Source organism: Oleiagrimonas sp. C23AA, assembly GCF_011759385.1.
In the GTDB taxonomy this organism is placed as follows: Bacteria; Pseudomonadota; Gammaproteobacteria; order Xanthomonadales; family Rhodanobacteraceae; genus Oleiagrimonas.
Genome location: NZ_JAARLY010000011.1, coordinates 34,500 through 58,580, shown reverse-complemented (window position 1 = coordinate 58,580; position 24,081 = coordinate 34,500). Strand labels below are relative to the sequence as shown.

Genomic DNA, 24,081 nt, shown 5'->3' with positions numbered 1-24,081 from the left:
TTTTCGGCATGCCGCCAGGTGATCTCAGCCGGCGTGACCCTTGTCCATGTTGGCGCGCGAATCGGCAATGATGCGCTGCATGGCGCGACGGGCCACTTCCGGCTGCTGCTTGCGGATGGCCTCGAACACCTTCTCGTGGTGCGGCAGTGAATACTTGAAGTCCTCGGCCGAGCGTGCCGAGAGCGCAAAGTAGCTGCTCATGGCGGTCTCGATGACCGCGAACAGCGAGGTCAGCAGCTCGTTGCCGGTGGCGCTGAGCATGGCCTCGTGAAAATCCACGTCGGCCACGGTCCAGGCATCGCGGTCGTCGGCGTCGGCCATGGCCTGCAGCGCTTCGCCAAGCTGCTGCAGATGCGCTTCGTCGCGACGCCGGGCCGCCGCTGCCGCCGCCGCCGGCTCGATGATGTCGCGCATCTCCACCAGCTTCTGCACGAAATCGTCGGTGGGCATCGATTGGCAGCGCCAGGCCAGCACGTCAGGGTCCAGCTGGTTCCAGAAGCGCTGGTCGCGCACGCGCGTGCCGATTTTGGGACGCGCCTCGACCAGCCCCTTGGCCGACAGTACTTTCATGGCCTCGCGCAGCGAGGTGCGCGATACGTCCATCTGTTCGGCCAGGGTCGCCTCGCGCGGCAGGATCTCGCCCGGTTGCAGGGCGCCGCCGACGATGCGCTGGCCCAATTCCTGGACCACCAGACCGTGCAGATTGCGCGCTGACATCGGACCCATGGCCTCGCCGGTTCGACGCGATGCGGCGAAACCCTTGCTGGCCGTGGTGTCATTGCGCTGTGCTGCCATCTGGAACTCCCCGAAGTCGAAGGTGTGCATGGTATCGCTGCTGAATCGGCAGACATGCTGACGCATGGTGCGCACACGTAGCGGTATGTCGGCAGGCAACATGATGCCACGTTCAGGCAGCTGGTCTGTAAGTATCATGTTGCCATGTGCCTGATTGCCTTTGCCTGGAAAGCCCATCCGCGTTGGCGTCTGCTGCTGGTGGGCAATCGCGATGAATTTCATGCCCGGCCCACGGCGCCGTTGGCGGCATGGCCTGATGCCGGTGGCATGCTGGCCGGGCGCGACCTTGAGGCCGGCGGCACCTGGATGGGCGCCGCACCAGGTGGACGTGTGGCCGCGGTGACCAATGTGCGCCTGCCGCAGGACCGCGGCGGTGACCGCTCGCGCGGCTGGCTGGTACGCGATTTCCTGGCGCAGCCGATCGCGGCGGCCGCGCACGCGCAGGCGCTGGCCATGCAGGCGCAGGACTACCGGCCGTTCAATCTGCTGATGTTCGATGCCGAGGCCGGCTTCTATCTTGGCAACCGGCCAGGGGCTCGACTGGAATCGATCACACCGGGCGTGCACGGACTGTCCAATGCCGACTTCAATGCGCCGTGGCCGAAGACAAAGGCATTGATGCGCGCGCTGACTGACTGGCTGCACGCGGGTGACGCCGAAAATTTCGCGCCGCTGTGGCAGGCGCTGGGTGATGCCACCGAATGGCCCGATGCGCTGCTGCCCGACACCGGTATCGGTATCGAGCGCGAGCGCATGCTGTCGGCCAGCTTCATCCGTGGCGCCGATTACGGCACACGCGCCAGCACACTGGTGGCGGTTGGGCACGATGGCAGCGTGTGGATGATTGAGCGTCGCTTCGGGCCGCACGGACGCTTTCTCAGCCAGACCCGGTTGTCGCTGCCACCGCATTCATGAGCTCGCGCCCGAACCAACTCCTCACGCTATTGGTATGATGAATGGATCGCGCGATGGGCTGTCCCGTAACGGCCTCAACATGCGCACCGCAAGGCTCTGGAGGCTTCATGATTCGCTCATCGCGTTGGGCGCTGGTCGCGCTCTCTCTGGCGTTGTCCGGCAACGCCATGGCTGTCCCCGTCACGCATTGGACCGGCGCATGGATGGCGGCGATGATCCCCGCGCCTGTCACCGCCAACGCCTACCGGCAGCAGCCGATTGACGCGATCACCCTGCATGACCAGACCCTGCGGCAGATGGTGCACATCAGCGCCGATGGACAGAAGCTGCGCCTTCGCTTCTCCAATACCTATGGTGCCCGTCCGCTGACGATTGATGCGGCCAGCGTGGGCCTGAGGGCCGAGGCCGGATCGGCCGGTGTGCTCGCGCCGAGCCTGCGCACGCTGCGATTTCGGGGCCGACGCGCGGTCACCATCCCCGCCGGTGCCAGCTTTCTGAGCGATGCGGTGGCCTTGCCCGTCAAGGCCGGCCAGACACTGGCCATCAGCCTGCATGTGCCTGGCACACGCACGCCCAAGACGTGGCATCTGGATGCGCGTCAGACCAGCTATATCTCGCGCGCCGGCAACTTTGTCGATGCCACACAGATGCCCGTGGCCGGGACGACCGGGTCGGTTTACTGGTTGTCCGGCGTCGAGGTCAGCGGTGGCCGCACGCGTGCGGCCGTAGTGACGCTTGGCGACTCGATCACCAACGGCTATCACTCCAGCCTCGGCAGCAACCACCGTTATCCCGATGCGCTGGCACGACGCCTGCGTGGGCAGTGCCGGCGTGCGGTGCTCAACGCGGGCATCGACGGCAACGAAGTGGCCGCCTTCGAAAGCCGTTTCGGCAATGGCGACAGCATGCTGGCGCGCTTTGACCGCGACGTGCTGGGGCAGGCCGGCGTGCGCGATGTGCTGCTGCTGGGCGGCATCAACGACATTGGCGAGCCGACCATGGCGGCCAGCGCGCATGGCAAGACGGTCGACGGCGCCGCGCTTGCCCGGCAGGTGATTGCCGGCTTGCACCAGATCATCCTGAAAGCCCACGCCGCCCACTTGAAGATCTACGGCGCCACCATCCTGCCGTTTGCCGGCACACAGGGTGCCTACTCGGTGCCGGGCGAGAAGGCGCGCGAGGCCATCAACGCCTGGATTCGTCACAAGGCCGGTTACGACGGTGTGGTCGATTTCGACAAGCTGATGCGCGATCCCCGCCATCGGCTGCATATTCGCCCCGAGTACGACAGCGGCGGTCACCTGCATCCCAACGATGCCGGCTACAAGGCGATGGCCAAGGCCATCCCGCTGCGCTGGTTCGGTTGCCCTTGAGCGCGCAGCGCGCCGAAGCGCGTGCGTGGCGCGCTATGATCGGGCCAACGGCGCTGCATCGGCGCGCGGGCAGGTAGATAAGCGATACTCATGCAGATGTGGATGGATGCGGCGACGGTGTTCATGGGCTTTTTTGCCATCATGAACCCCATCGCCAACGTGCCGATCTTCCTCGGCCTGACCGACGGTGACGATGCTGCCACCACGCGCGCAGTGGCGCTGCGCGCGCTGTTGATCGCCTTTGTGATCGTGGCCGTGTTCGCGCTGGCCGGCAAGCTGATCTTCGAGCTGTTCGGGCTCAGCCTGCCGGCGCTGCGCATTACCGGCGGACTGCTGGTGTTTCGTATCGGATTCCAGATGCTGGGCGGTCAGTCCTCGCAGGCCCACCACCCGACGCCGGCCGAGACCGCCGGCGCGCGCGAGGCGCAGCTGTCGGTGGCGGTATCGCCGCTGGCCATGCCGATCCTGGCCGGTCCCGGCACCATCGCCACGGCGATGAGTTTTGCCGCTCGCGGCGGCATCGGCGACACGCTGATCACCATCGGTGCCTTCGCGGTGCTGTGCGTGCTGACCTTTGTGCTGTTCATCTCCGGCGCGCGCATGGTCGCCTTCATCGGCCGCAGCGCGCTGGGCGTGATCACGCGCATGATGGGTCTGATTCTGGCGGTGATCGGCACGCAGATGGTGATCGAGGGCATCAAGGGGGCGCTGACGCTTGTTCGCTGAAAGCCGTGCATCAATGCTTGACGTGCGCCGGAGCCTAGCGTGCTGAATCGTCTGTGGCTGGGCTTTTTCCTTACCGCCGCGCTGGCCGCGCTTGGGCGCTGGTTGATCGGTGGCGACGAGGCGGTTTTCGCGGCGATGGTCAATGCGCTGTTTGGCATGGCCAAGCTGGCGGTACAGGTGATGGTGCTGCTGTTCGGCACGCTGACGCTGTGGTTGGGCCTGTTGCGCATCGCCGAGCGCGCCGGGCTGGTCGATGCCATGGCGCGTGCGCTGGGCCCGCTGTTCCGGCGTCTGATGCCGGAGGTGCCGGCCGGGCACCCGGCCATTGGCCTGATTTCCCTGAACATGGCCGCCAATGTACTGGGTCTGGATAACGCGGCCACGCCGATCGGTCTGCGCGCGATGCGCGAGCTACAGACGCTCAATCCCAGCCAGGACACGGCCAGCAACGCGCAGATCCTGTTTCTGGTGCTCAATGCGTCCTCGCTCACGCTGCTGCCGGTATCCATTTTCATGTACCGACTGCAGCAGGGCGCGCACGACCCGACGCTGGTGTTCCTGCCCATTCTGCTGGCGACCAGCGCATCGTCGCTGGTCGGTCTGCTCAGTGTCGCCATTGCGCAGCGCCTGAAGCTTTGGGATCCGGTGGTGCTGGCCTGGCTGGGCAGCGCGGCGGTGTTGCTGGGTGGCTTCATGGCGCTCTTGGTCAGCCTGAGTGCCACCGCGCTGGCTTCGCTGTCACAGCTGCTGGGCAACCTGACGCTGTTCGCCGTGATCATCGGCTTTCTGCTGGTGGGCGCCGGGCGCCGCGTGAACGTGTACGAGAGCTTCATCGAAGGCGCCAAGCAGGGTTTCGAGGTGGCGCGCGATCTGTTGCCGTATCTGGTGGCGATGTTGTGCGCGGTGGGCGTGCTGCGCGCGTCCGGCGCGCTCGATTACGCGCTGGAGGGCATCCGTTACGTGGTGCACGGCATGGGCTGGGATACGCGCTTTGTCGATGCGCTGCCCACCGCGCTGGTCAAGCCGCTGTCGGGCAGTGCGGCGCGTGCCATGTTGATCGAAACCATGAAGCACACCGGCGTCGATTCATTCCCCTCGCTGCTGGCCGCCACCGTGCAGGGCAGCACCGAGACCACGTTCTACGTGCTGGCGGTGTATTTCGGTGCCGTCGGCATTCGCCGTGCGCGCCATGCCGTGGGTTGTGCGTTGCTGGCCGATCTTGCCGGCGTATTGGCCGCGATCGCGGTGTGTTATTGGTTCTTTGGCTGAGGCCCGCGCGGCCCGGCTGTCACTTCACTGGAAGGATATCTATCGATGCGTGTCGGACTTGCTGCCAACCAGTTGCACCATGCCCATCGTGACGCGGCGCTGTTTCGCTGGCTGCGCCAGGCCGAGCCGGGGATCCGCGAGTTGGACTTGGGCTTGCATGCGGTCGGGCGCACTTACGATGCGATCGAGTCCGAACAGATGTTGCAGGACTACGCACCGCTCAAGCGTTATCCCTACGGTCGCCATGGTGGCCTGATGACCTTGGTCGCCGAAGTGGTCAATACCGGGGACGGCGAGGCGCCGGTGCTTGACGGCGCGATTTACCTGATCGACCCGGTCGACCCTTCGTCGATCTTTCCCGAAGCCACCGCGCTCAAGCGTCAGTGCGTGATTCATCACAAGCCGTTCGTGTCCACGGTGGCCGGTGCCATCGACTTTCTGGAAGTGCAGCGCATGCACGCAGGCTTGGCACCCGCGCCCTGGGCCGATCGCTGCCATGCGTTTGCCGAGCACACCGTGGCGCTGATTGCGCATGATGCGCTCAAATCGAAGATGCTCGATTTTGCCAGTGCGCACTTTGATCTGTTGTCGCGATTCGCACGCCGGGTGGCCACCGGAACTACCGGTCAGCGCTTGAACGAGCTGGCCTGGTCACGCGGCTGGCCGCAGGAAACGCCCTGGGTACAGCGCTACCAGAGTGGCCCGATGGGCGGTGATGCGCAGATTGCCGACCTGATCCTGAAAAAGCGCTGCCAGCGCGCGATTTTCTTCGAGGATCCGCACGTGGCGCGTCAGCACGAGGCCGATATCCAGTTGCTCGATCGCGCTGTGGCCACGGTGACCGACGAGGCCATGTGCATGACCTCGCCGGCGGTGGCGCAGCGCTGGGCCGATGCGGCCCAGCGTCGCGCCGATCTCACGGGCGCGGCCTGACCTCAGGCCGGCCCGTGAGAACATAGGGCTTAGCGCCCGTGGCCGTGCCCATGGCTGGAGCTGTGACCATGTCCGCTGAAGCGGAACTGGTCCAGCGCCTGGCCAAGATGGGCCACATCCAGCGTGCCCAGTCCGGTGGCCGGTTCATAGCCATGGATGCCGTTGTAGAACCAGTTGTTCCCGGCGGTGACATCCTGGAACGGCGAGCGCTCGTCACTGCCGTACAGCCAGTGCAGTGAATACAGCAGCGGGTTGATCAACCCAAGGCGCGTGCCCTGTTGCTGGTTGAGCAGGGCGACGATGCCGTTCAGCTGCGGCGCCACGAAGCTGGTGCCGCCATAGCCGGCGATGTAACCGCCATCGGTGGATGAATACACCAGGTACCCCGAGTACGGATCGGCGTTGAGCGAGACGTCGGGCAGGTTGCGGCCGGCATAGTGCGCCGGCAGCGTCAGCAGCGGCGTCACCGAGCCATCGCTATCGGTGTAGGTCAACGTCTGTCCCGACTCGGTACGCTGCATGCCACGCGTCAGCATCTGATACAGCGGCTTGCGCCAGAAGCTGGAGACACCGCCGCCGGTGCCTTCGGCGAAGTCGATCTCACGATAGCTGTCATCGCCGGTCAGGTCGGCCAGATAATTGTCGATGTAGGTCCAGCTCCAGGCTTGCTCCTGGTCGACGATCAGCGGCGGCGTACCGGGGCCGGCCGACAGCTGGATGGGTACAGTGGTGCCACCAGCGGCCAGAATCAGCGGGTCGGAAGCCGGCGCATCCACGCTCAGCAACTTGGAGAAGGTGGGATAGGGCAGGGCGCGGTTGGTGTCGTAGGCGCCCGAATCACCGGCGGCGGCGCTGACAGTGATGCCCTGTACCGCCGCCTCCAGGAAGATCTGGTGGAAGGCCTTGAGCTGGTCGGTGTAGTCGCCACCGGTCAGATCCGAGTCGAAATAAAACGCCTCGGGCGAGCCCCAGCTGACCGACAGGGTGTCCACGCGGTTCTCGGACACGGCCTGCGCGAACACGTCGATGAAGCCGGCGTCGGTGTTGGGCGCATCGTAGACAATCATGTCGGCGTCCGGTGCCAGTCCGCCGGCCTGCTCCACATCCAGCGTGGTCTCACCGGAGCCATCGGCCGAGCTCAGCGGACCGCCGCCGTCAACATGCACCTGCTCGATGCGGTTGGGTTTGGTGTCCAGACCGATGTCGCTCCAGTACTTGTAGGCGTCCTTGGGCTCGAAGTTGGCCAGCGTGGCGATGCCCACGGTGATGCCCTTGCCGGTGACACCGGCGTCATACAGCGGTGTCACGTTGTAGCGTTCGGCCACATCGCCCACGGTGTAGCTGCCGGGCACGCCTGTGGCGGTGCTGCCGACCTTGGGCAGAACCGCCTTGGGTGCGACCAGCGGCCCCTGGCTGGCGGCATGGGCCGACATCGGGCGGAACAGCGCTTCGTTGCTCAGGCCCGCCACCACCAGTACCTGGTCGGCCAGTGACTGTGGCATGTGCGGTCGATGGCGCGGACGATGGAAGTGGTGACCGTGGCGCTCATAGCGCCGCACCTTGGTGGAAAAGGCCGCCTCGAATTGCGCGGTGGTGCCGCTGGCATGCAGCACCATATGGCTGGCCGAGACATCCTGCACGGTAATGCCGTAACGCTTCAGTGCATGTTCGATCTGCTGCACCTGCCCGGTAGACGGCGCAAAGCGCTGCGCGAACTGGTGGGTGGTGAGAAAGTCACGGAAATGCGCGCTGTAGGGGTTGGCCGTATCGGCCACGTAGCGCTCCAGTGCCGATTCATTGGGCAGCTTGAGCACCAGGGTGACGGTTTGTGCCTTGGCCGCATCCTCCGGCCCGAGATCGGTGGCGGTGGCGGTATGCTGGGCCAGTGCCGGACCGACACCGGCCGCAAGCAGTAGTGCAGCGCTCAATGCAGCGCGTGCCAGCAAGGCGCCGTGCCGTGGGCGGTTGGGTGTACTGGACATCGAAGTTCTCCCTGAAAACTGATCCGCGTGGTGAGCCCCGTCGTGGTGCGAAGTGGCGAGGCGGACGTGTAGTTCCTGGAGTGTTGCTTTCCCCCTGTTCCCCGAGGCGCCTCGGCGGATCCGCATGTCCCCCCAAAGGCCATGCGGATGCACCATCAGATTGACGCCCCGTGTCGAGTCTAGCGCGTCCAGCCACGGTAGTCGTGAGCTGCACACCGACATCACGCTAGGTCGTGGGCCGATGGCGTGAAGGGATTTCCCTACACGTCATCAAGGGCCAGCCTGATAGTGAGACATTCAGGTTGTGGTTATCTTGATTCCACGGTTTCGACGTGACTCGAGCTTGGGACGGCGTAAGGTCGCGCACAGGGATAGGTGGAATCGGTTTATGAGCAAGGATTGGCTCACGCTAGGCGCCGTGGTGGCTGCCCTTGGCACCACCACGGCGGCTGCGACTGACTGCCCCGCGTGGTCGGCGCAGCGGGCCGGCAGGGAGCTGGCCACCCTGCATCAGCATCTGGTCGAATGGAACCGCGCCTATCATCGTGATGGGCGTTCGCTCGTGGCTGACACCCTGTACGACCAGGCGGTGTCGCGCTATCGCCAGTGGCAACGCTGCTTCCCCGCGCAAGCGCCCGCCGCGCCCGATCCGCTGGCCGATGTACACGGCTATGTGCAGGCACCGGTGCCGCAGACGGGTCTGGCCAAATTGCCCGATGCGAAGGCTGTGCGTCACTGGATGGCCGCGCGTAATCCCTCCGACTTGTGGGTGCAGCCGAAGGCTGACGGGGTGGCGGTCACTCTGCATTACGTGAAAGGCCACCTGGTGCAGGCGGTCAGTCGAGGCAACGGCCGCAAGGGTTCGGACTGGACCTCAAAGGCGCGTGCTATCGGCGCGGTACCCAATCATCTGAAGTCCGGCCCTGCCGATGTGGTGCTGCAGGGCGAGCTTTACTGGAAGCTGCCCGGTCACGTGCAGGCCAGCGAGGGCGGCGCCGGCGCACGTTCGAAGGTGGCCGGTGCCATGGCGCGCGAGCGCTTGGACACCGCTACCGCCGCGCGTATCGGCCTGTTTGTCTGGGACTGGCCCAGCGGCCCGGCGGGCATGCGCGAGCGTCTGCGCGGACTGGCGGCGATGGGATTTGCCGACAGCGTGCGTTACAGCAAGCCGGCGCCGAACCTGGCGGCCGTCAAGCACTGGCGCGCGCAGTGGTATCACCACGCCATGCCGTTTGCCGCCGATGGCACGGTGGTGCGTCAGGGGCACCGGCCGCCGGCGAGCCAGTGGCAGCCCTCACCGCCAGCGTGGGCGGTGGCGTGGAAGTATCCGCCGGCCGTGGCCTTGGCGCGGGTGCGCGATGTGGATTTTCACATCGGCCGCACCGGGCGCATCACGCCGGTGTTGCAGCTGGCGCCGGTGCAGTTGGATGACAAGACCATCACCCATGTCAGCGCCGGCTCGTTCGCGCGCTGGAAGCGCATGGATGTGCGGCCGGGCGATGAAGTCTCCATTCGCCTGGCCGGACTGACCATTCCGCATCTGGACAGTGTGGTCTGGCGCGGTTCCGAGCGGGCTACGCTCAAAGTGCCGGACCCGCGACGCTATGGTCGCGACAGCTGCTGGCATTTCGGCCCTGGTTGCCGGCGCCAGTTTCTGGCGCGGCTGGAAGGCTTGTCCCGGCGTGGTGCGCTGCATCTTCCCGGTGTCGGCCCCGGTACCTGGCAGACCCTGCTCGATGCCGGGTTGGTGCGGGGTTTGCTCGATTGGCGTGGGCTGGATGAAGCACAGCTCGCGGCGGTTTCCGGTATTGGCGCCAAAAGTGCGCACGCCTTGCATCAGGCGTTTGCCGCGACGCGTCATGCCGATCATGCGCACTGGTTGCGCGCGCTGGGTGGGCCGACCGTCAAGGCCGCCGCGCTGCAGGCGAACTGGCCAGTGTTGGCGGCACGCAGTCAGGCCGACTGGCAGGCGCATGGTGTGGGTTCGCGCAAGGCCAGGCAGCTGATCGCCTTCTTTGCCCAGCCGGCGGTGAAAGTGCTGGTTCGTCAGCTGGCGGGCGATCAGGCCGGGTGATCGCCGTCCACGTAGTACCACTGCCCCTCTTCGCGCACGAAACGGCTGATTTCATGCAGGCGCTGGGCGCGGCTGCCACCGATGCGAAAGCGCGCCACAAACTCGACCACGGCGCGGTCGCCGTCGGTCTCATGCCGACGCACATCCAGGCCCAGCCAGGTCGGTTGCCCGCCGTCATCCATATCCAGTGATTCGGGCCGCGTCGAGGCGTGCCAGCTACGCTGGAGATAGGCCGCATCCTTGCGCACGTAGGCGCTGTAGCGCGAGCGCATCAGCGCCTCGGCACTGGCGGCGGCAGCGCCAGCGTGCAACGGCGCGCAACAGGGCTCATAGGCAAGACCGCTGCCGCAGGGGCACGCTTCGCGGGTGTGCTTGGCTTTTTTCATCCGCGTCTTTGTACCGGCTGCGCGCGCAAAGAAAAAGGGCCAGCGCATGGCGCCGGCCCTTTTTTGCGTACCGCAAGGGGTACCGGGTGTTACATCAGTGATGCACGCCCAGGTAGTCACCAAACCAGCCCAGGGCGCGCTCGAGCACGTCACGGCGGTCCGAGGCCTTGTGGAAGCCGTGGCCTTCGCCCGGATACACCACCAGCTCGGTCGGTGTGCCCATGGCGCGCAGGCCGTGCCAGTACTCGAACGACTGCGGCGCAGGCGTTTCACCGTCCAGCTGGCCGACCACGATCAGGGTCGGGGTCTTGGCGTGCTTGATGAAGTTGATGGCCGAGCTCTTGGCATAGACCTTCGGATCGTCGTACACCGAGGCGCCAAAGAACGGGATCATCCACTGGTCGATGGAATTCTCACCGTAGTAGCTCTGCCAGTTGGAGAGGCCGGCACCGGCCACCACGGCGGCAAAGCGCTGGGTCTGCGTGGGCGCGAACATCGACATGAAGCCACCGTAGCTCCAGCCGGTCAGGCCCAGGCGCTTGTCGTCGATCGGATACTTGGCCTCGACTGCATCGACGCCAGCGAGGATGTCACGCAGATCGCCATAGCCGAAGTCGCGGCGGTTGGCCTGGGTGAATTTCTCGCCCTGGCCGTAGCTGCCGCGCGGGTTCGGCATCAGCACGAAATAACCCATCGCCGCCAGCGGTGCCGGGCCGTAGCCCACACCCGGCCAGCCCGGACGGGTGGCGTAGGCCGGGCCGCCGTGCACGTAGACGATCATCGGGTATTTCTTGTGCGGGTCGTAGTTCTTCGGGAACAACAGCCAACCCTGCACGTGGAAGCCTTCGTTGGTCCAGCTGATCGACTCCTGCTTGCCCCACATCGGCTTGATGCCATCGTTGATGTGGGTGATGGCATGCGGCTGGCGCGCCACGCCGGCAATCGCGCCGCCATCGGTGCGAAGACGTGCGGCATACACTTCCGGCGCCTGCGTGAAGGTCGAATGCAGGAAGGCCACCTGGTTGTGCTTGGCATCGACGGAAATGGCCGACATTGCCGAACCATCTGAGATGCTGCTGTCGACGGTGAACAGGGCCTTTTGCGTGGATGGCTTATCGCCGTGCAGGGTGAAACTGGCAATCTGTGCCGAGCCACCCTTGAACGAGGACACCAGCAGCGACTGCGAGCCGGTCCAGGTCATCCACGACGGCGTCACCGTGATGCCCGGCGTCACGTTGACCGGCGTGCCACCCTGGGACGGCACCAGATAGATGTCGCCGCCGGTCACGCCCTGGTCGCTCATCAGGCCGCTGATCAGCGCGATGTGCGAACCATCGGGCGAAAACCGCGGCATGGCGATCTGCAGGCCGTGCATGGCGCCGGACACCTTGCCCGGGTCGAGCACCATCACCGGCTTGGCGCCGACGGTCTGGGCGTAAAGCTTGGCCACCCACCAGTTGTTGCGACCCGGCGGCGGTGCGCCGGTGTAGGTGATGCGCTTGGCATCAGCCGACCAGCTGTACTCGTAGGCGAACAGGTCCTTGGGCGAAATCTCGCTGACCTTGCCGCCGGCGGCCGGCACCATGGCTACCTGCTGGTGCTCGATGTCGGTCTTGCCGATGACGCCGGTGCGCGGCTTGATTGCCGAGGTGGCGCCGACCTGGTGCGTGTCGCCGGCCACATACAGGAAGCTCAACGCCTTGCCGTCCGGGCGCCACTGAAGATCGTGCACGAAGCCCTTCAGGTGGCTGACCTGATGCGCAGCGGTGCCGTTGGCATCGACCATGAAGATGTCGTTCTGGCTGCTGTCCTTGCCGGACTTGCAACTGGACAGGAAGGCCAATTTGGCGCCATCGGGCGACCAGCGCGGATCACCGCTGCCGCAGTGCTTGTCGGCATCGGCAATGGTGATGGTGCGTTCGTGCGAGCCGTCGGCGTGGGCCACCGAGAGCTGGCCGCCGTGCTTGCCGTACAGCACCCAGGCCACCTGCTGGCCATCCGGGCTGACCGCCACGGCGCCAAAGCGCTTGGCCTTGCCCAGGGTGTGGATGATGTCGGTGATGCGATGCTTGGTGGCGGGGCTGGCGGCGTGCGTGTCAGCCGCCTGGCTGGCGGTGGCGCCCAGCGCGGCCAGCAGACCGGCAGCGCCCAGGGCGCTCAAACGGAGTCGGGACTTCATGCGCGTGTGTTTTCATCAGGTGGAATAACACGTCAAGCTAGCACACGGGCAAATTTTGACCTGTGCCCATCGTCAGGGGCGAGGCTGGCGCGGCGAGCGCCCGCAACTCACCCGGCGTAGCGCCAGATGCGGCAAAGGTTGTGCGCCGGCATCGGCGCTTCATGTACCAGCGCCAGCCCATGGCGGGCAGCCAGTGCGTCCACCTCGGCGGCATCGCGAATGCCCATGTGCGTGTCGCGCGCCTTCAGCCACGCATCGAACGCCTGGTTGGAGTCGCTGGTAAAGCGTCCGTCGGCGTTGAAAGGTCCATAAATGATCAACGGTGCCCCCGACACCATCACCGCGGGCAAGGCGGCAAAGAAGGCGCACACGTGGTCCCAGCTCATGATGTGCAGGGTATTGGCGCTGAAAATGGCGTCAAAAGGCGTATTCGGCCACGGCCCGCCCACATCCAGTGCCAGCGGCGGCGGTGTATTGGGCAGCGCCGCTTCGTCCAGCCAGGCACGCAGTCCGTCCAGTTGCTCGGCGCGCTCGCTGGTCTGCCAGGTCAGGGTCGGTAGTGCGGCGGCAAAGTGCACGGCATGCTGGCCGGTGCCGCTGCCCACTTCCAGCACGCGGCCGGGTTCGGGCAGCCATTGCCGGAGCACATCGAGTATCGGCCCACGGTTGCGTTCGCAGGCGGGGGAGAAAGGCTTGGGTGTCTGCATGCGACATACCATAACGGGATGGCGCGCACAGTGCGGCCGATCGCGCATTCCCTGCGCGGCCGCACAATGCTATAAGCTGCTTTATATGTGAATACACGCGTGAACGCGCAGCCATAAGGCGTTGCTGCCCATCCCCGAGGCACCGACGACCGGCTGACGCAGGGGAGAAATCGCGATGCGGGTCATGTTTCTCGATGACGAAGATCAGACGCTGAAGGACATCGAACACGGGTTGTCGGCGTTGGGTCATCGCTGGGATCTGGTCGTGGCCGAATCCATCAATCAGGCCATGGCCGCCGTCGACGAGGCGCCCGTGGACGTGGTGGTGGTCGATCTGGACATGCCCAACATGGACGGTACGCAGCTGCTGCGGCTGCTGCGCACACGCCATCCGACCATCATCCGCATGGCCTTTGCCGGTGTCGACGATCGCGAAGCCTCGGTGCGCGCACTGGACCTGGCCCATCAGTGTCTGCCCAAGCCGTGTGACATCATCACCGTGGCCGAGACCATCGAGCGTGCGGTGGCGCTGCGCAACCGCATGGAAAGCGTCGAGTTGCAGCGCGTCATCGGCCAGGTTGACCGTCTGCCATCGGCGCCACGGATGTACATGCGTCTGCGCAGCCTGCTGGGCGATCCGGAAGCGCACGGCAAGTCGGTGGCCGAATTGCTGGACCAGGATCCGGGCCTGACGGCCAAGGTGCTGCAGCTGGCCAACTCGGCCTATTTCAGCAGCGGCGCGCCGATTACCGGCGTGGCCCAGGCGGTGTTGCGTATCGGTCTGGACGCCGTACGAATTGCGGTACTGGCCAACGAAGTGTTCGACGCCCATCGTGGTCAGGCCATCGCCGAGCTGCGTTCGCGTGCGGTGCGGGCCTCGCAGCTCGCCGCGCGTATTGCCGAAAGCGGCGACCGCGAGCCGGCACGCACGGCGGCGCTGTTGTCCTACGTCGGTTGGCTGGTGCCGGGTGTGGAGGCGCTGTGCGCCGCCGAGGCTGGCCATTCCAAGCAGCCGCCGACGCCGGAGGAAGTGGGGGCCTACTTGCTGGGCATGTGGGGATTGCCGTCGACCATCGTCGAGGCAGTGGCCCATCATCGTCAGCCGTCGGCGGTGCCGCAGAGCCGTTTCGACGTGCTTGGGGTTACTCATGTGGCTACCGCCCTGGTCAACAATCAGGAACCGGACATGGACTACCTGCAGAGTCTGGGCATGGTGGCGCGCTGGCCCCACTGGAAGCGCCTGGCCGAGGACTACATGGAGCCGGAAGAGGCTTAACGGCGACTCATTCGCTATCCCGGCCAGCTCATGGGCTGCACGCCAATCAAAAGTGCGTGTAGCCAGAACGCGAACAATGCCCAGCCGGCCACGCCTGCGAGCACACTCAACACGTCGCCGCGCCAGGTCACCGGCAGCGGCGCTTTTTCCTGCCCGTCGGTGCGAATGCTCAGCACCGCGTAATTGGCGAAACCCCAGGCAAAGAAGGCGCCAAACAGCACCAGGTCGTGCGCGTTGCCGTTCACCAGCAGGTGGCCAAATGCCCAGCAGCAGATGCCGATCAGCAATGGGTGGCGCAGGCCGGCGCGAAAGCGGTTGTGTGGCACGAAGGCCGATGCTGCCAGCACGAAGGCGATCAGCGTCAGCACCGCATTGATCGGACGCAGCGAGGCCGGCGGCGCATACAGTGGTGTGCTGTGCATCGCCGCCAGGTGAAAGCCGAACGCCATCACCAAAAAACCGATCAACGCCAACATCACACTGATCGCGTACCAGCGCCCCTTGCCCATACGACGGATTTGCCGTTCGCGCCATGCCGGTGCGAAAAGATGCAGCGAATGCGAGCCGAGCAGAATGATCAGGCCAAGCACCAGAACCGGCATGGGACAACAGCGCTCCGAGCAAAGAGAGCGTCCAGTGTAATCAGTCGGGCACCGGTGATGACGTGAAGAAGTCGCGCGTGGCTCAGAAAAGGATATCGCCCACGCGGCGTCCATCGTCGGACAGCGCCTTGAAGGTATCCAGTCCATCAAAGCGGTTCAACGGCAATGTGGCGATGGTCTTCGGGTCCGCCAGACGCAGATTCACCGCCATGCGGCGGCGCCCCTGCTCATCGGTGGACATCGCTCGCCAGTGCGTGACGCAGCCGCATTGTTCGCAAAAGTGGAACGCGAGCTCGCCAGCGCCATGACGATAGCTGTTGGTGGGGCCGTTGATGGTCACACCCTCGCCCTCGTGACCGTAGGCCCACAACACCGCATAGCGCCGGCACAGGGTGCAGTTGCACAGCGTCGCGGCTTCCAGTGGTGTGTCAAAGCGCCAGTGCACGGCGCCGCAATGGCATTGGCCTTCAATCATTCCTGGCGATGGCTCTGCGTGAATTATCGCCGGCCATTATCCATGCGGTGCCGTCGGCGGCTTGGCGGCTTGATCCAGCGACGCGTTCATCTTTGCGATGTGCGCGCGCATCTGCGCCGGTGTTGGCAGGCCCAATGACTTGCGCTGGGCGTTGCTCACCGCGTGCGGGGCGATCGGGTAGAGATGCCAGTGGCCATCCTTTTTTGATTTCACCACCTGCGTGCCGTACCACTGCGGTTGACCCTGGCGCATCAGCAGGCGATCCCAGGCATCGGCCATCAGCGTGCTGGCCTGGTGATTGCCGGGCTCAAGACGGGCGGCAAGACTGGCCAGCGCGAATGCGGTTCGGGTATCGGCAACGCTGGGGCCGTGCTGAAAGATCACCGCCGCGTTGAAGTAGTCATCACCGGTGCGCACCTGGCCCTTGGCCAGCATGCGCGAGACTTTCGCCAACCGGGCCGCATCGCGCCGCTTCACCTGGTTCCAGTGGATAGCTCCCGAGCTTGGCGTGCGATCGGTTTGATCCAGGGCTTCCAGGCGCGCCAGCGCGGCGTTGTCATGCAGGTGCGCAGCGTATGTAACCGAGGTGTAGTTTGTTAGTACGCAAGCGCCGGTAATGACTAAGCCGTAACGAATCAGATGAAATGTCATGCCTTTCATTGGTCCGCAAGCAATTTGTCAATCACCGGACCCATCTTGGACCTTGTACTTTTCCATTTTCCCAGATCAAGCCCACCTTTGCCGTTGAGGTGATACTCGGCATAGCCGATCTGCCTTCCATCTCGCCAAAGACGTAGTTCTGCATGTGAGAGATACGGCGAAAAGTCCCACGATCTCAAGGCGGTATAGGTCAGAGTGACGTTGCAACTGGCTGAACGTTGTTGATCCACCACTGATGTAGCAATGTTGTGGCGATTGAATCCGTCGCGCAACACCGGCACGAAATCAGAGACGATAACTTTTGGGTTATCAATGATGCAGACGTTCGCTATGTGCTCGCTTGCAGGTACGGGTCGAACGTTTACGCTCGTACATCCAGCAAGCGCCATAAGCGATAGCAGGGCAAGATGCTTCTTCATTTTTTCATCCTTGATATTTTTGCTCAACGTTAGGGGGGGGCTGCGGGGCTAGCATCCTAATCCGCTTTAAATACGGATGGTGGCAACCCTCAGCCAAATGGCCGCACACCAATCAGCGGTCCATGCAGCCAGAAGGCGAACAGGGCCCAGGCGGCGATGCCGATCACCAGTGTGATCAGGTCGCCGCGCAGATGCCCGGCGGGGTAGATCCGTCCTGCCTTGCGATCGCGGCGGCGATATACGGCGAAGGCGACGATGGCCCAGATCAGGAACGCGCCGAACAGCACCGTGTCGCGCAGAAAGCCGATGGCCAGCAGGTGGCCAAAGGCCCATACCTTCGCGCCGGCGACCATGGGGTGTCCAAGGCGCGCCTTGAGGTGGTTGCGCGGCACATAGGCGGCGGCGATCAGCACAAAGCCGATCAGCGTGAACAGCGCATTGATGTGACGCAGCCACAGCGGCGGCAGATACAGCAACACCGGTTGCTGGCGGGCCAGATGAAAGCCCCAGCAGATGAGTACCAGCCCGGCCAGCGAAAGCACGCTGTAAAGCCCTTTCCAGGGCCGGGCGCCAAGTCTGGCGATGGCCCGCTCGCGCCCGCGTGGCGCGGCGATGGCAATGCTGTGGGTTCCCAGGAACAGGGCCAGGCCAAGCAGCAGGTAGGTCATGCGGCGTGTTCCATGGGTGGCGGAAATCCTTATCCGTTGTCTGAAGCGGTGCTTCAGCCCGGTTGTCGTCGCCAGCCGAGCAGTCGCGCCGGCAGCATCAGCATCGCCGCCAGTCCAGCGAACAGGGCGTCGAAGGTCAGTCCGATCAGGCGAAACGGCAGCAACAGCAGCCACACCACCGGGTACAGCACCAAGGCCAGCAGGGCGATGGGCCAGCACCAGACCAGAACCACAAGCCAAACGAGAAAGGTGAGCATGATGTGAATATCGCGCGCGTTGAAGACAGGTGCAAGTTTGGATGCCGCCGCCGTGCGCCGGGTTTAAAGGCGCGGGATGTTCAGCGCTCGACGCGGCGCTCGAACGGCGGCAGCGCGCGCAGCATGCGCTCGCCGTAGCGCTTGGTGACCACGCGTCGGTCCAGCAGCACAATGCGACCGGTGTCGGCCTCGGTGCGGATCAGGCGGCCGCAATACTGGGTGAGAATGCGGATGGCGTCGGGCACGCTGACTTCGATGAACGGATTGCGGCCCTGCGACTCCAGCCACTCGGCATAGGTGGCGCCCACCGGGTCGGTGGGCACGGCGAACGGCAGCTGGGTCACCACCACGGTTTCACACAGCTTGCCGGGCAAATCCAGGCCTTCGCCGAATGAGGCCAGGCCGAACAGCGTGCTGCCACGGCCGGCTTCGATATCCTCGCGGTGCTCGGCCACCAGCTGCGACTTGGGTAGCGAGCCTTGCGCGCGGACCTGGCGCACCTTGTCGATGGGCAGCAATTGCAGCACGCGGTCGAGTTTGGCGCGCGAGGTGAACAGCACCAGGTTGCCGGCGTCCCAGTCAAGGTTGGCATCCAGCCAGTCGGCGACGTCCCGCGCGTGGCCTTCGCGGTTGTCGGGCAGCGATTCGATGCGCGGCACTTCCAGCCGCGCCTGGCGGGTCAGGTCGAACGGCGAGGGCAGGCTCAGGGTCAGCGCGTCATTGGGCAGGCCCACGGCATCGGCAAAGCCGCGGAAACTGCCGCCGGCCGAGAGCGTCGCCGAGGTCATCACTGCTGCATGCGCATTGTCCCACAGCACGTTGTGCAGCAGGCCGCCAGCCGACACAGCCGAGGCATGGCACACCACCTGCTGTTCCTGGGTCAGCGTGACCCAGCGCGCCAGCGGCGCGCGGCCTTCCGGGTCGGGCCGGGTCCAGGCGGTCCAGGTGCGCACCTGGCGATCGACGCGCTCCATCGCCATGCCCAGTTCGCGGGCCAGCGCATCCTGGGTCGGGCCGCCGCCTTCCATGTCCAGCACGGCACGGCGTACCGCGCGCATCCAGCGCTGGATCTCCATGGTGGCATCGCGCAGGCCCTGGGCATGCTCGACCCAGGCGGCCGGCAGCTGGCCCAGCGAGGCCCGGAACATCGGCTCGCGCTCATCCGGCGAAGGCATCCAGCTGACGCGGATTTCGCGCTCCAGCGCCTCGAGCATGTCGCCCAGTTCGGCCAGCTTCTCGCTGCCTTCTTCCAGGCTGATATTGGCGATGGTTTCCTTGTCAGTATGCGAGTAGGCGGCGTGAATCTGCTTGTCCAGCCGCGTCAGCCTGCGCATGGTCGAGGCCAGATGCACGTCCGAGGCGCCGCGCTCGATGGCCTTGGCGGGCACATGATGCGCCTCGTCGAACAGATAGACGGTGTCCTCGGGTTTGGGCAGGATCACGCCGCCCCAGGCATCGTCCTCGCGCGGCATGGTCAGGTCGGCCAGCACCAAGTCCTGGTTGGCCACCACGATATCGGCCTCGCCAATGGCGCGACGGGCGATGAAGAACGGGCACTTGGCGAAATAGCCACAGCGGCGGCCGGTGCAGCCGCCGGCGCTGGTGGTGACCATGCCGCGCACCATATCTGGCACGGGTACCGGTGGCGCATCGATATCGCCATTCCATTCGCCGTTGTTGAAGGCCTCGCCCAGGCGCTTCAGGGCGCGGGTTTCCTCGTCCTTGGGCGGACGCTGCCACAGCGCCAGATCGGTATCGAAGGCAAAGCCTTCCTGGCTGGGGCCGTCGGCCCCGGCCCCGGCCATGGCCAGGTTGCGCGGACACAGATAGCGCTGGCGGCCCTTGGCCAGGGCGGCCTTGGCCTCGACACCGCACAGCTTTAAATACTGCGGAATATCTCGGTCGATCAGCTGCTCCTGCAGCGCCACGGTAGCGGTGGCGATCAGCAGTTTTTTCTTCTGCGCGCGGGCTACGGCGGCGCCAGCAATCAGATAGGCCATGGATTTGCCGGTGCCGGTGGGGGCCTCGATCACCGCCGCGCCGCCGGCTTCGGCCAGTGATTTGGCCACTTCGGCAATCATCTTGCCCTGCGAGGCTCGCGCCTTGAAGCCCGGCAGGCCGTCTTTGAGTTTGGCGTAGGCCGCGCGGATGGCGTCCTTGGTGGCATCGTCGAGCATCGGGGCGGACAGGCAGCAAAGGGAGGTCCGCGTCAGCGCGCGGACATACCATTGTACGTGTCGGGCCGCTCCGGCGGGAGGGCGCGTCAGTGTGCGGGCAGGGTCGAGGCGGCGCCGGCCGGCGTCGGCGCCGTGCTGGTGGTGGCCGGTGCCTGCGGCGGGTGCGCGGTCAGCGCGGTGCGGATGGCGCGCAACTTGGCCTTGATCTTGGCCTCGTTCTCCGGGCCCATGCGCAGCAGCAGTTTCTGCCCGGCGCTGAGCGATTCCAGCGACGGCTGGGCATAGGTGTAGAACACGTTGGGTCGATCCAGCACCACCGGGCCATCGGCGTTGGGTGTGGCCAGCAGCATGTCGATGACCTGGATCAGGCGGTCGTTGAAGTAGCCCTTGGGATAACCCTGCTCACGGTAAGCCTGCTGGAACAGCGGGTAATGGGCCACATACCAGTTGACCAGCGCCTGGGTATCGACCGATTCCAGTACCTGCATGTAGGCGCTGTAGCGGTCGAAGTTGCGCGCATCCATCACCGTCTGGCCATTGCTGTCGGTGACAACGAAGCTGCCCTTGGGGCTGTGCACCGGCAGGATGTTGTCGTTGAGCTTTTTGCCCGGCAGGGCATCGATGGTCGCCACCGCGCGCTGGATCAGGTCGCTGTTTTTGAGCAGGGCCTTGGCATCGCCGCCGGACATGGCGCTGAAGGCCTGAACCACGTCCGAGTCGCTGGCGTGCAGAGCTGGAAGCGGTGTGGACGAAGCGGACGCTGGGCCGGTGGAGGCGGCCGAGATCGGGTAATGCTCCCCTTGCGCGCTGCTGGCCGCCTGGGCAGGCGCCGAACTGCTGGCGGACGCCGGTGTCGGCGTCGCTTGCGGGGTGCGGTTTCGCAGGTAAAGCACCGCGGCGATCACAGCCACCACAAGGACGATGGCCACCACGATCCAGACTGCGCTTTTGTTGCCTTTTACCTTGCTCACGTTAATTCCCGTGCGAATCCTGCCGATAAGCCTGATAGTGGGACTGGCCGCATGGGAGAATGTTCCGGAATACGGCCTTAGATTGTCGATCATACGCGCGCTGAGGGGACGTGGCGTATATCGACACCCATCCATTGAAGCTGGGTCCGCTTCGGCTCGATAGCAAGCGGTGGTAGTCTGCCATGGATTCGGCCAGTGCAGATGGCGGCGCTCGAATCAGGGGCGCCGGCAAGTGGTACGGGGGAGTAGCTGGCTCGGCAGCGGCCGCCAGTGCAAATCGATTTGAATGCGTTGGACAAGAACCTCAAAGCCATGAGCGAAGTGCAGGCCGGCCCACCGGCCGCCGACAGCGGGGTACTGCAGGCGCACTGGTTGTCACGTCTGGTGGTGGCCGTTACCGCCGCCGAGGTGGCGGCCGTACTCGTGGACCTTGTTCATAGCGATCCCGATTGTCGTCACGCCTGCCTGCTGTGGGCACTGGAGGGCGGGCACTATCAGTGCTCTCCAGCGCAGCGTGTCACGCCGCAGGCGCTGGAGCTGGCGCATTCGGCGACAGTGTCAATGTCACCGCGGTTCGCCGCCGACGGCTGTCAAATGGCAGTGCGCCTGTGGTACCCGGAGCCGGCGGTGCTGCTGGTGCAGGTGACCGAGCCGGCCGGTGCGCGGCGTCTGCTGGAGCGCCTGGGAGAAGCCTTGCAGGTGGGCGGAAGCCAGATGCGGCGTGTACTGGAATTGGCACGGCTGACCCGCTCGCATGAGCAGCTGGAGCGTTCCGAGGCACTGCAGCGCGCGTTGTTCGCCATTGCCGATCTGGCCGGCTCCGACCGCGATATGGACAGCATGCTGCGTGGCATCCACGGTATCGTCAGCCAGCTGACCTACGCCGAGAATTTTTTCATCGTGCTGTGCGACAACGCGCAGGCCACGGTGCGTTTCCTCTACTACGTCGATGTCGAGGACCCGGTGCGGCCTTTTGGCGATGGCGAGGTGCCGCTGGATGCACTACGTGACACGCTGACCTGGAACGTGATCACGCGCGGCAAGGCCTTGATGGGCAGCACTGATGAGCTCAACCGCCAGGTCAACAGCCCGCTGGCATCCATCGGCCCGGAAAGTCATGATTGGCTGGGCGTGCCGATGCTGCGCGATGGCCGCATTGATGGCGTGGTGGTGGTGCAAAGTTACCGTCAGGGCATCGGTTACACGGCCGATGACCGGGCGCTGCTGGAATTTGTCGGCAGCCATATCCTGACTGCGTTGGAGCGCAAGCGCAGCTCGCAGGAGCTGGCCCTGCGGGTGCGTCAGCGCACCAAGGAGCTGGCCGATGCCATCGGCGAGTTGAAGGCCGAGGTGCTCGAGCGCCAGCGTGCCGAACGCTTGCAGGCAGCGCTGTTCCACATTGCCCAGCTGGCCACGGCCGACATCGACCAGCACGAATTCTACCGGCAGGTGCATACCGTGGTCGGGGAGCTGATCAATGCCGACAATTTCTTCATCGGGCTGCTCGATGATGCCGCCACGCTGCTGTTCTTTCCCTATGCCGTTGACGTGACCGGTGAGCCGTACCATCCGCGTCCGCTGGCCAATGGCCTCAGCGAGTACGTCATCAATCACGGCGCGCAGGTGGTCTCTGCCGAACGCGCCGAGTCGATGATCGCCGAAGGTCTGATCGGGCCCATGGCACTGGGTACGCCGGCGATCTTCTGGTTGGGTGTGCCGCTTATCGTCGGCGATCGTACGTTGGGCCTGATCGCGGTACAGAGCTACACCGAGAGCGTGCCCTACGGCGAGCCGGAGCAGGAACTGCTGGCGTTCGTCGCCTCGCAGGTGGCCAACAGCCTGCAGCGGCGCCGCGACGCCGACTCGCTGCAGCGCGCCAATACCGAGTTGGAGCAGCGCGTGGCCGAGCGCACCCAGGCGCTGCGAAAGGAGATTTCCGAGCGCGAGCGCGCGCAGGAGCAGCTGCGTCACCAGGTCATGCACGATCCGCTCACCGGCCTGCCCAATCGTGCTTATCTGCGTGATCGCCTGCAACGCGTGCTCGGGCGCATCCGACGTGAGCCCGAGCGTCGTTGCGCCTTGCTGTACATGGACGTGGACCGCTTCAAGATCGTCAACGACAGCCTGGGACACCTGGCAGGCGACAACCTGCTGCGTGCGCTGGGTGAACGCATGGCCAGCTGTATGCGACAGCCGGATATGGTGGCGCGCGTGTCCGGCGATGAATTTGCCGTGTTGTTGGAGGAGATCCAGTCGCCTCAGGATGCCATCAACGTGGCCCGACGCATCCTGGCGGCCGTCAGTCAGCCGCTGCACATTGAAGGGCGTGAAATAGAACCTTCCACCAGCGTCGGCATCGCGATCGGCGATGAGCGTTACCAAGACCCCAACGCACTGGTGCGCGACGCCGATATCGCGCTTTATCGGGCCAAGCAACACGGCCGCAAGCGCTTTGAGATGTTCGACGAGGCGCTGGCCCGTGACATGGTCGACGTGCTGACGTTGGAGGGCGAGTTGCGTCAGGCGCTGGTCCGCGACCAGTTCGTGCCCCACTTCCAGCCCATATGCCGCCTGGATGATGGCCAGATCGTCGGCTACGAGGCGTTGTTGCGCTGGCAGCATCCGCGTCGCGGGTTGTTGTCACCGGACGCGTTTTTGCAGGTGGCCGAGGACTCGGGCAGCATCGATGCCATCGACTGGCGCATGTTCGAGATCAGCTGCCGCTGCATGGTGCGTTCGGGTCCGGCCGATGCCTTTCTCACTCTCAACGTATCCACCCAGCATTTGCGCCACAGCAATTTCGACACGCGCCTGATCGAGATGATCGAGCGGGCGGACCTGGCTCCGGAGCGACTGATCATCGAAGTCACCGAAGGCTCGTTGATGGACGATCCCGAGCATGTCCACGCCATCCTGGAGCGCTTGCGTGTGGCAGGCGTGGGTGCAGCGCTGGACGATTTCGGCACCGGTTACTCATCACTGAGCTATCTGCATTCATTGCCGCTTCGCATGCTGAAGATCGATCGCACCTTCGTGCATGCGCTGGACCGCTCTGGCTCCAGCAGTTCCACCGTGGTCGAGGCGATCCTGGCGCTGTCACAGGCGCTGGATATCCGCGTGATCGCCGAGGGCATCGAAACGTCCGCGCAGTGCGAAGCGCTCAAGGCCATGGGCTGCGAGCTGGCACAGGGCTTCCTGCTGGGGCGCCCGGCGCCGCTGGAAGCGCTGCCCGACTGA

General features: G+C 65.0%; 21 protein-coding genes. 8 read left to right on the top strand and 13 right to left on the bottom strand.

The features are described 5' to 3' along the window. Nucleotides 1-24: 24 nt before the first annotated feature. Nucleotides 25-897, bottom strand: a complete 873-nt coding sequence (locus HBF24_RS16075) for a FadR/GntR family transcriptional regulator (RefSeq protein ID WP_240922631.1) — start codon at nt 895-897, stop codon at nt 25-27. Between the two features lie 42 nt (nt 898-939). On the opposite strand from HBF24_RS16075, the gene HBF24_RS16070 reads away from it, so the two are divergent. The 5 genes from HBF24_RS16070 (at nt 940) to HBF24_RS16050 (ending at nt 6,011) form a co-directional block, all read left to right on the top strand. Continuing rightward, a complete protein-coding gene (locus HBF24_RS16070) occupies nt 940-1,710 on the top strand; it encodes an NRDE family protein (RefSeq protein WP_167175269.1) in 771 nt (256 codons plus the stop codon). A 107-nt stretch (nt 1,711-1,817) separates the two neighbouring features. Then, nucleotides 1,818-3,083, top strand: coding sequence for an SGNH/GDSL hydrolase family protein (locus tag HBF24_RS16065; protein ID WP_167175266.1), 1,266 nt, complete (start codon nt 1,818-1,820; stop codon nt 3,081-3,083). Between the two features lie 90 nt (nt 3,084-3,173). Further along, the gene (locus HBF24_RS16060; protein WP_167175263.1) at nt 3,174-3,809 is read left to right on the top strand and encodes a MarC family protein; all 636 of its coding nucleotides are present in this window, start codon (nt 3,174-3,176) and stop codon (nt 3,807-3,809) included. Between the two features lie 39 nt (nt 3,810-3,848). Further along, nucleotides 3,849-5,078 carry a spore maturation protein gene (locus tag HBF24_RS16055; RefSeq protein WP_167175260.1) on the top strand — a complete coding sequence of 410 codons (1,230 nt, stop codon included), beginning with the start codon at nt 3,849-3,851 and terminating at the stop codon, nt 5,076-5,078. A 45-nt stretch (nt 5,079-5,123) separates the two neighbouring features. Beyond that, the gene (locus HBF24_RS16050; RefSeq protein ID WP_167175257.1) at nt 5,124-6,011 is read left to right on the top strand and encodes a methylglyoxal synthase; all 888 of its coding nucleotides are present in this window, start codon (nt 5,124-5,126) and stop codon (nt 6,009-6,011) included. Between the two features lie 29 nt (nt 6,012-6,040). Here HBF24_RS16050 and HBF24_RS16045 read toward each other — a convergent pair whose 3' ends face one another. After that, nucleotides 6,041-7,993, bottom strand: coding sequence for a S53 family peptidase (locus tag HBF24_RS16045; RefSeq protein ID WP_167175255.1), 1,953 nt, complete (start codon nt 7,991-7,993; stop codon nt 6,041-6,043). Between the two features lie 388 nt (nt 7,994-8,381). Here HBF24_RS16045 and ligB point away from each other — a divergent pair, with 388 nt between their 5' ends. Beyond that, nucleotides 8,382-10,067, top strand: coding sequence for an NAD-dependent DNA ligase LigB (gene ligB / locus HBF24_RS16040; protein WP_167175252.1), 1,686 nt, complete (start codon nt 8,382-8,384; stop codon nt 10,065-10,067). Here ligB and HBF24_RS16035 read toward each other — a convergent pair. From HBF24_RS16035 to HBF24_RS16025, 3 genes are all read right to left on the bottom strand, one after another. Then, nucleotides 10,055-10,453, bottom strand: coding sequence for a YchJ family metal-binding protein (locus HBF24_RS16035; protein ID WP_167175250.1), 399 nt, complete (start codon nt 10,451-10,453; stop codon nt 10,055-10,057). The two genes, ligB and HBF24_RS16035, sit on opposite strands and share 13 nt — an antisense overlap. Before the next feature lie 94 nt (nt 10,454-10,547). Continuing rightward, nucleotides 10,548-12,632: a S9 family peptidase gene (locus HBF24_RS16030; protein WP_167175247.1), complete on the bottom strand. Its 2,085-nt coding sequence runs from the start codon at nt 12,630-12,632 to the stop codon at nt 10,548-10,550. A gap of 107 nt (nt 12,633-12,739) precedes the next feature. Beyond that, nucleotides 12,740-13,339, bottom strand: a complete 600-nt coding sequence (locus HBF24_RS16025; RefSeq protein ID WP_167175244.1) for a DUF938 domain-containing protein — start codon at nt 13,337-13,339, stop codon at nt 12,740-12,742. Between the two features lie 175 nt (nt 13,340-13,514). Between HBF24_RS16025 and HBF24_RS16020 the strand changes: the two genes are divergently transcribed. Further along, nucleotides 13,515-14,615: an HDOD domain-containing protein gene (locus tag HBF24_RS16020; RefSeq protein WP_167175241.1), complete on the top strand. Its 1,101-nt coding sequence runs from the start codon at nt 13,515-13,517 to the stop codon at nt 14,613-14,615. A gap of 14 nt (nt 14,616-14,629) precedes the next feature. Here the strand turns inward: HBF24_RS16020 and HBF24_RS16015 are convergent, their stop codons facing one another. The 8 genes from HBF24_RS16015 to HBF24_RS15980 all read right to left on the bottom strand — a co-directional run bounded on the left by HBF24_RS16015 (nt 14,630) and on the right by HBF24_RS15980 (nt 20,844). After that, entirely contained in the window at nt 14,630-15,217 is a 588-nt protein-coding gene (locus HBF24_RS16015) for an NnrU family protein (protein WP_167175238.1), read from the bottom strand. Between the two features lie 82 nt (nt 15,218-15,299). After that, nucleotides 15,300-15,692 (bottom strand): GFA family protein, encoded by a 393-nt coding sequence (locus HBF24_RS16010; RefSeq protein ID WP_167175235.1) that lies wholly within the window; start codon nt 15,690-15,692, stop codon nt 15,300-15,302. Nucleotides 15,693-15,728: 36 nt separating this feature from the next. Further along, on the bottom strand, nt 15,729-16,343 hold the full coding sequence (locus tag HBF24_RS16005; protein WP_167175232.1) for a hypothetical protein: 615 nt from the start codon (nt 16,341-16,343) through the stop codon (nt 15,729-15,731). Between the two features lie 5 nt (nt 16,344-16,348). Then, nucleotides 16,349-16,771 carry an Sbal_3080 family lipoprotein gene (locus tag HBF24_RS16000; RefSeq protein WP_167175229.1) on the bottom strand — a complete coding sequence of 141 codons (423 nt, stop codon included), beginning with the start codon at nt 16,769-16,771 and terminating at the stop codon, nt 16,349-16,351. An 89-nt stretch (nt 16,772-16,860) separates the two neighbouring features. Next, nucleotides 16,861-17,439 carry an NnrU family protein gene (locus HBF24_RS15995; RefSeq protein WP_167175225.1) on the bottom strand — a complete coding sequence of 193 codons (579 nt, stop codon included), beginning with the start codon at nt 17,437-17,439 and terminating at the stop codon, nt 16,861-16,863. A 53-nt stretch (nt 17,440-17,492) separates the two neighbouring features. Continuing rightward, nucleotides 17,493-17,696, bottom strand: a complete 204-nt coding sequence (locus HBF24_RS15990; RefSeq protein ID WP_167175222.1) for a hypothetical protein — start codon at nt 17,694-17,696, stop codon at nt 17,493-17,495. 80 nt (nt 17,697-17,776) lie between these two features. Further along, nucleotides 17,777-19,873, bottom strand: a complete 2,097-nt coding sequence (dinG, locus tag HBF24_RS15985; RefSeq protein ID WP_167175219.1) for an ATP-dependent DNA helicase DinG — start codon at nt 19,871-19,873, stop codon at nt 17,777-17,779. Nucleotides 19,874-19,959: 86 nt separating this feature from the next. Continuing rightward, nucleotides 19,960-20,844: a DUF3014 domain-containing protein gene (locus tag HBF24_RS15980; protein ID WP_343162783.1), complete on the bottom strand. Its 885-nt coding sequence runs from the start codon at nt 20,842-20,844 to the stop codon at nt 19,960-19,962. Nucleotides 20,845-21,156: 312 nt separating this feature from the next. On the opposite strand from HBF24_RS15980, the gene HBF24_RS15975 reads away from it, so the two are divergent. Next, nucleotides 21,157-24,081, top strand: coding sequence for an EAL domain-containing protein (locus tag HBF24_RS15975; RefSeq protein ID WP_167175213.1), 2,925 nt, complete (start codon nt 21,157-21,159; stop codon nt 24,079-24,081).

Coding starts and splice junctions, on each gene's coding strand:
- HBF24_RS16075 (WP_240922631.1), bottom strand. CDS start 897: ATGTTGCCTGCCGACATACCGCTACGTGTGCGCACCATGCGTCAGCAT.
- HBF24_RS16070 (WP_167175269.1), top strand. CDS start 940: ATGTGCCTGATTGCCTTTGCCTGGAAAGCCCATCCGCGTTGGCGTCTG.
- HBF24_RS16065 (WP_167175266.1), top strand. CDS start 1,818: ATGATTCGCTCATCGCGTTGGGCGCTGGTCGCGCTCTCTCTGGCGTTG.
- HBF24_RS16060 (WP_167175263.1), top strand. CDS start 3,174: ATGCAGATGTGGATGGATGCGGCGACGGTGTTCATGGGCTTTTTTGCC.
- HBF24_RS16050 (WP_167175257.1), top strand. CDS start 5,124: ATGCGTGTCGGACTTGCTGCCAACCAGTTGCACCATGCCCATCGTGAC.
- HBF24_RS16045 (WP_167175255.1), bottom strand. CDS start 7,993: ATGTCCAGTACACCCAACCGCCCACGGCACGGCGCCTTGCTGGCACGC.
- ligB (WP_167175252.1), top strand. CDS start 8,382: ATGAGCAAGGATTGGCTCACGCTAGGCGCCGTGGTGGCTGCCCTTGGC.
- HBF24_RS16035 (WP_167175250.1), bottom strand. CDS start 10,453: ATGAAAAAAGCCAAGCACACCCGCGAAGCGTGCCCCTGCGGCAGCGGT.
- HBF24_RS16030 (WP_167175247.1), bottom strand. CDS start 12,632: ATGAAGTCCCGACTCCGTTTGAGCGCCCTGGGCGCTGCCGGTCTGCTG.
- HBF24_RS16025 (WP_167175244.1), bottom strand. CDS start 13,339: ATGCAGACACCCAAGCCTTTCTCCCCCGCCTGCGAACGCAACCGTGGG.
- HBF24_RS16020 (WP_167175241.1), top strand. CDS start 13,515: ATGCGGGTCATGTTTCTCGATGACGAAGATCAGACGCTGAAGGACATC.
- HBF24_RS16015 (WP_167175238.1), bottom strand. CDS start 15,217: ATGCCGGTTCTGGTGCTTGGCCTGATCATTCTGCTCGGCTCGCATTCG.
- HBF24_RS16010 (WP_167175235.1), bottom strand. CDS start 15,692: ATGATTGAAGGCCAATGCCATTGCGGCGCCGTGCACTGGCGCTTTGAC.
- HBF24_RS16005 (WP_167175232.1), bottom strand. CDS start 16,343: ATGACATTTCATCTGATTCGTTACGGCTTAGTCATTACCGGCGCTTGC.
- HBF24_RS16000 (WP_167175229.1), bottom strand. CDS start 16,771: ATGAAGAAGCATCTTGCCCTGCTATCGCTTATGGCGCTTGCTGGATGT.
- HBF24_RS15995 (WP_167175225.1), bottom strand. CDS start 17,439: ATGACCTACCTGCTGCTTGGCCTGGCCCTGTTCCTGGGAACCCACAGC.
- HBF24_RS15990 (WP_167175222.1), bottom strand. CDS start 17,696: ATGCTCACCTTTCTCGTTTGGCTTGTGGTTCTGGTCTGGTGCTGGCCC.
- dinG (WP_167175219.1), bottom strand. CDS start 19,873: ATGCTCGACGATGCCACCAAGGACGCCATCCGCGCGGCCTACGCCAAA.
- HBF24_RS15975 (WP_167175213.1), top strand. CDS start 21,157: ATGAGCGAAGTGCAGGCCGGCCCACCGGCCGCCGACAGCGGGGTACTG.